General features: G+C 70.2%; 6 protein-coding genes and 1 pseudogene. 3 read left to right on the top strand and 4 right to left on the bottom strand.

Features of this window, described 5'->3' with window-relative positions:
* Positions 1–91 precede the first annotated feature (91 nt).
* Entirely contained in the window at positions 92–925 is an 834-nt protein-coding gene (locus AB0B45_RS51295) for an NmrA family transcriptional regulator (protein ID WP_358146327.1), read from the bottom strand.
* Between the two features lie 82 nt (positions 926–1,007).
* Between AB0B45_RS51295 and AB0B45_RS51290 the strand changes: the two genes are divergently transcribed.
* Complete coding sequence (locus AB0B45_RS51290; RefSeq protein WP_358146325.1) at positions 1,008–1,949, top strand: AraC family transcriptional regulator; 942 nt, start codon at positions 1,008–1,010, stop codon at positions 1,947–1,949.
* 645 nt (positions 1,950–2,594) lie between these two features.
* Here the strand turns inward: AB0B45_RS51290 and AB0B45_RS51285 are convergent.
* The 3 genes and pseudogenes from AB0B45_RS51285 to AB0B45_RS51275 form a co-directional block, all read right to left on the bottom strand.
* Positions 2,595–2,714 (bottom strand): annotated as a pseudogene (locus tag AB0B45_RS51285) (nuclear transport factor 2 family protein); the annotation flags it as partial.
* Positions 2,714–2,902 carry a hypothetical protein gene (locus tag AB0B45_RS51280; protein WP_358146323.1) on the bottom strand — a complete coding sequence of 63 codons (189 nt, stop codon included), beginning with the start codon at positions 2,900–2,902 and terminating at the stop codon, positions 2,714–2,716. The gene AB0B45_RS51280 and the pseudogene AB0B45_RS51285, both read right to left, overlap by 1 nt.
* Positions 2,903–3,059: 157 nt before the next feature.
* A complete protein-coding gene (locus tag AB0B45_RS51275; RefSeq protein ID WP_358146331.1) occupies positions 3,060–3,191 on the bottom strand; it encodes a hypothetical protein in 132 nt (43 codons plus the stop codon).
* Here AB0B45_RS51275 and AB0B45_RS51270 point away from each other — a divergent pair.
* Positions 3,186–3,623 carry a tetratricopeptide repeat protein gene (locus tag AB0B45_RS51270; protein WP_358146329.1) on the top strand — a complete coding sequence of 146 codons (438 nt, stop codon included), beginning with the start codon at positions 3,186–3,188 and terminating at the stop codon, positions 3,621–3,623. The two genes, AB0B45_RS51275 and AB0B45_RS51270, sit on opposite strands and share 6 nt — an antisense overlap.
* Positions 3,624–3,873: 250 nt before the next feature.
* On the top strand, positions 3,874–4,380 hold the full coding sequence (locus AB0B45_RS51265) for a hypothetical protein (protein ID WP_358146321.1): 507 nt from the start codon (positions 3,874–3,876) through the stop codon (positions 4,378–4,380).
* The last annotated feature ends 177 nt before the right edge of the window (positions 4,381–4,557 follow it).

The raw sequence follows: 4,557 nt of genomic DNA, 5'->3' as shown, positions 1-4,557 counted from the left end.
GCGGCGTCTGGACCCTCGAGCCAACCACCGCCTGACGACAGGACGCCGATCCCACCCACGGCGGGCACAGACCAAGATCTTCAGTGATCTTCTAGGCGGCATCCCACACGCCGGTGGGGGCGATCTCGGCCACCCAGTCCGCGAAGTCGCGGGGCTTGCGGTTCAGGGCACGCTCGACGCCGTCGGCCAGCGAGCTGTTCCGGCCGTCGAAGAACTCGGAGATGAGCGTGGCCAGCGGCTCGGCAAACTCGCGCGGGGCGCCGTCGTTGACGATTGCGTCGGCGAACTGGTCCCGGGTGATCGGCACGTAGCGGAGCTCACGGCCCGTCGCCCGGGCGATCTCGCCGACGCCTTCGATGAAGGTCCACAGGCGGGGGCCTGTCAGCTCGTAGCGCTCGCCCACGTGGCCGTCCTCGGTGAGGGCCGCCACCGCGACGTCGGCGATGTCGTTGGCGTCGATGAACGGGTCGGCGTTGTCGCCGGCGGGCAGGGCCAGCACGCCGTGGCGCAGCGGCTCGAGGAACACACCCTCGTCGAAGTTCTGGTTGAACGAGGCCGGGGCGACGATGGTCCACTCGACCGGGAGGCTCGTCACGGCGTCCTCGCACCGGACGGCCTCGTCCTGGTTGCGGGCGGACAGGAGGACCAGGCGCTCGACGCCGGCGTCGACCGCCAGCCGGGCCACGGCGGCGATGGCGTCGCTGGCGCCGGGCCACTCGACCTCGGGGTAGTACATCAGGTAGGCCGACTTGACGCCGACGACGGCGCCGGCCCAGGTTGAGGGGTCCTCCCAGTCGAACGGGGGCTCGCCAGTGCGGGAGCCGACCCGCACGTTCACGCCTCGCTCGATCAGCCTCTGGATCACCCGGCGGCCGACCCGGCCGGTACCACCGAGGACCAACGTCGTGTGCTCGTTTGATGTCATGGCTACAGCCTGAACGGCACTCATCTGGATGGTCCATGGCCGAGATGCCGGAATGCATATCCGATCGTCTACTCTTGAGCGGGTGGACGCACTCGCAGGGTTGCTCGAGGGGCCGCGGGCCAGCGGCGCCTTCCTCCTCCGCATCGTGCTGGACCCCCCATGGTCGATCCGGGTCCAGGACGGGTCGCCGCTGTGCCTCGCCGTTATGCTCAGCGGCGAAGCGTGCTTCGAGCCCGACCACGGCGAGCCGGTGCGGCTGCGCCCGGGCGACGTCGCCATCGTCCGTGGGCCGGACCCCTACGTGATGAGCGACGACACGGCGACCCCGCCGCAGGTCATCGTGTACCCCGGCCAGCAGTGCGTCACGCCCGAGGGCATCGAGCTGCGCGAGCGGATGGCGCTGGGGGTGCGCACGTGGGGCAGCAACCCCGACGGGTCGGTGCAGATGCTGCTCGGCGTGTACGAGGAGGTCGGCGCCGTCGGCCAGCGCCTGCTCGACGTGCTGCCGCCGCTGCTGGTCGTGTCCGCAGACACGTGGGACTCGACGCTCATCCCGGTGCTGGCCAGCGAGGTCACCAAACAGGGGCCGGCCCAGGGCGTCATGCTCGACCGCCTGCTCGACCTGCTGCTCATCTCGGTGCTGCGGGTGTGGTTCGACCGGCCCGAGACCGAGGCCCCGGCCTGGTACCGGGCCTACACCCACCCGGTGGCCGGCGAGGCGCTGCGCCTGTTCCACGAGGACCCGGCGAACGACTGGACGCTGGCGCGGGTCGCCGCCGAGGTCGGGGTGTCACGGGCGACGCTGGCCGAGTGCTTCCGGAACGCCGTCGGCACGCCGCCGATGACCTACCTGACCGAGTGGCGCCTGGCCCTGGCCGCCGACCTGCTGCGCCAATCTGACGCCACGCTGAACGCCGTCGCCCGGCAGGTCGGCTACGGCAGCGGGTTCGCCCTCAGCTCGGCGTTCAAGCGGGTGTACGGCATCAGTCCGCAGGAGCATCGCAGCGCCGCGCTGGCGCAGTGAGCCCGGTGCCACGTTCGTTAACGGCACCCTGTAGCGCGTCAAAACTCGCGCACACGGTTTGAGGATCCACCGCTCGGCATAGCACGCCCGCAGTGTCCGCAACGGCGTCTTCAGCACCGTGATACCCGCAGCGGCGAAGATGCCATCGAAGACAGCGGTGAACTTAGTCTCCCGATCGCGGATGAGGAAGCGGAACGACGTCGCTCGCTCGTCGAGGTCGATCAGGAGATTGCGGGCTTGCTGAGCGGCCCAGGCGCCAGTCGGGTGAAAGGTCACGCCCAGGATATGCACGCGCCGCGTGCGGACCTCCATCACGAACAACACGCACAAGCGCTTCAGAGTGATGGTGTCAACGTGGAAGAAATCGCAGGCCAAAAGCCCTTTGGCCTGCGATCTCAGGAAGGCCCGGCAGGAGGTGTCGAGATGGCGGGGCGCCGGGCCGAATCGACGCGAGCGCAGAACGCGCCGTACGGTCACGGTCGGCCTACTGCGCGGTTCGGACGTGACCGGCGCCCCGGCAGGGGACGCAGGGCTGACCGGCAGGGAGGACGACGTCGCCCGCCTGGTGGCCCAGGCCAAGACCAACGCCGAGATCGCCGAGGAATCGCGGTCGGCGTCGGGCAGGTGCTGGGCCTGCACCATCGCGGTGAGCCTGGCGGTGCAGCCGTTCACCTGGACGCGGGGGTTGGTGACCGTGTGGGTCGCGTCGGCCCGGCCGACGACCAGGCTGAGGAGCAGGTTCACGATCGTGTCGCGGCCGACCATCAGGGGGCTGCACGCTCCCGCTCGGCCGCCGCAGAGCGGGAATCCAGCTCGGCATCGGCCGCGAGTGCCGAGGCGAGCAGTTGAGTGTCCCGCAGGTCCAGCCCCAGGCCAACCCGGTACAACGCGTCGATCGCCTCTTCCCGATCCTTCAGCTGACCCACGATGACCGCCGTGTCGCGAGCGGACAACGTGGCCCCAGATCAGCTGAATCGTCCAACCAGGGGTTCTTCGTGATGGTCGGTCGCTGAGGCGTTGATGTCGGTGTGGCCGGAATCGGCCTCGCGGCCGGCCAAGGCCTGAGCTCAGGCCAAGACCGCGTGCCGACCATCTGTCACCTCGCCGTGCTCAGGCGATGGCTTCCTGGCCGTCGTGCACCACGAACTCGCCGGTGCCGGTGGTGCCGAACTCGACCTGGCGCAGGGTGAGCGAGACCGCGCCCGCGCCCCCCTTCAGCACCTCCGACTCGACAACCTGCATCTGGAGACGATGGCACTGCGAGTGCACGGCGCGGTGGCGCTCGGGACGGGTGACGCCTTGGGCGCCTTGGAGCTCTTCCGTACGGCACTGGCCCAGACCCGGGCGACAGGCCACCGGATCGCGGAGGCGCTGAGTCTGACCGACGTCGCGATGGCCGCCCGCGCGCTGGGCCGGGTCGTGGAGGCGCTGGATCATCACGCGGAAGCCCTGCGGATCATCCACGAGACCGGTGAACGACTGCGCGCCGCCCCGATCCTCATCCCGTACGGGGAGACCTGCCTGGCTGCCGGCGATCGCGGCGAGGCCGCGCGCCACCTGCGACAGGCCTTCGACCTGGCCACGGCCCTCGGCCTTCGCCATCTGGAGGCCGAAGCGGCCCGCGTCCTGGCCGCGATGGATCTCGAACCGGGAGGGGACCCGGCGGACGGGTGAGCGGGCGGTGTCCCGCCTGTCCTCTGTCCCGCCTGTCCTCTGTCCCGCCCTGGGACACACCTGGGACAGCTGTCCCGCCGGGGACACATCTGGGACAGCGGGGCGTCGCCGCATAACCGCAGGCCAGCGGGGCTGGCTGGGCGTCTGGCTGCCCACCGGCGGGCCTGCGCCCTCCCGCAGGTGGCGGCGTGGGTGCCAGTCTCGGTGACGTGACCGACACCCCCTCCGCTCCCCCGGAAAGGCGATCTCGATGAGCTCTCTGCTCTCCGCGCTGACCGCGCTTCCCACCCGATGGGAGGTGGCCGGCACGGTCCACGCGCCCGCCAACGCGGTCGCCGACCTACTGCTGGCCGTCAAGCCCGGCCGGGTGAGCGACGACAACCTGCTCGTCCTGGCCGGCATGTCCGCCGCGCGACGCGGAGCGATGACCGTGCTCGCCGGTGACCTCACAGGCTCGTACCGGGCCGTGGGCGCCGGGACGGACGGTCAAGTCGACATCGCGGTTGATCTGGGTCTTCGGGCCGTCGCCGTACAGAGCTGGTACGGCGGCGTGCACACGGTGACCTCGGCCGGAGACGGCACCAGCCGGGTCTCGCACCGGGTACACACCGTGCTGCCCAGCCACGATCGATTCCCCACGCCCGACGACATGGAGTCGCGGCTGTGGAGCGGGCTCGAGCGGGTGTTGCGCGTCATCGGCGACCGCCTCGGCCGTCCCACGGGAGACCCGATGATCGTTCGGGCCACGTCTCACTGATCTGACCAGCTGAACCCCTCTCTGCAAGCACGCACCGCTGCGTACAGTGTGCGCATTGAAAGGAACTCCGATGCAAGCCCCCCATCCTCGTCGGTGGCTGATCCTGATCGTGCTCTGTCTGAGCACGCTGGTGCTGATCATCGACAACATGGCACTCACGGTCGCCGTGCCCTCCCT

This window comes from Nonomuraea sp. NPDC049152, from assembly GCF_040648355.1.
In the GTDB taxonomy this organism is placed as follows: Bacteria; Actinomycetota; Actinomycetes; order Streptosporangiales; family Streptosporangiaceae; genus Nonomuraea.
Note: the sequence above shows the minus strand (reverse complement) of the source record. Positions and strands in the feature narration are given on the sequence as shown.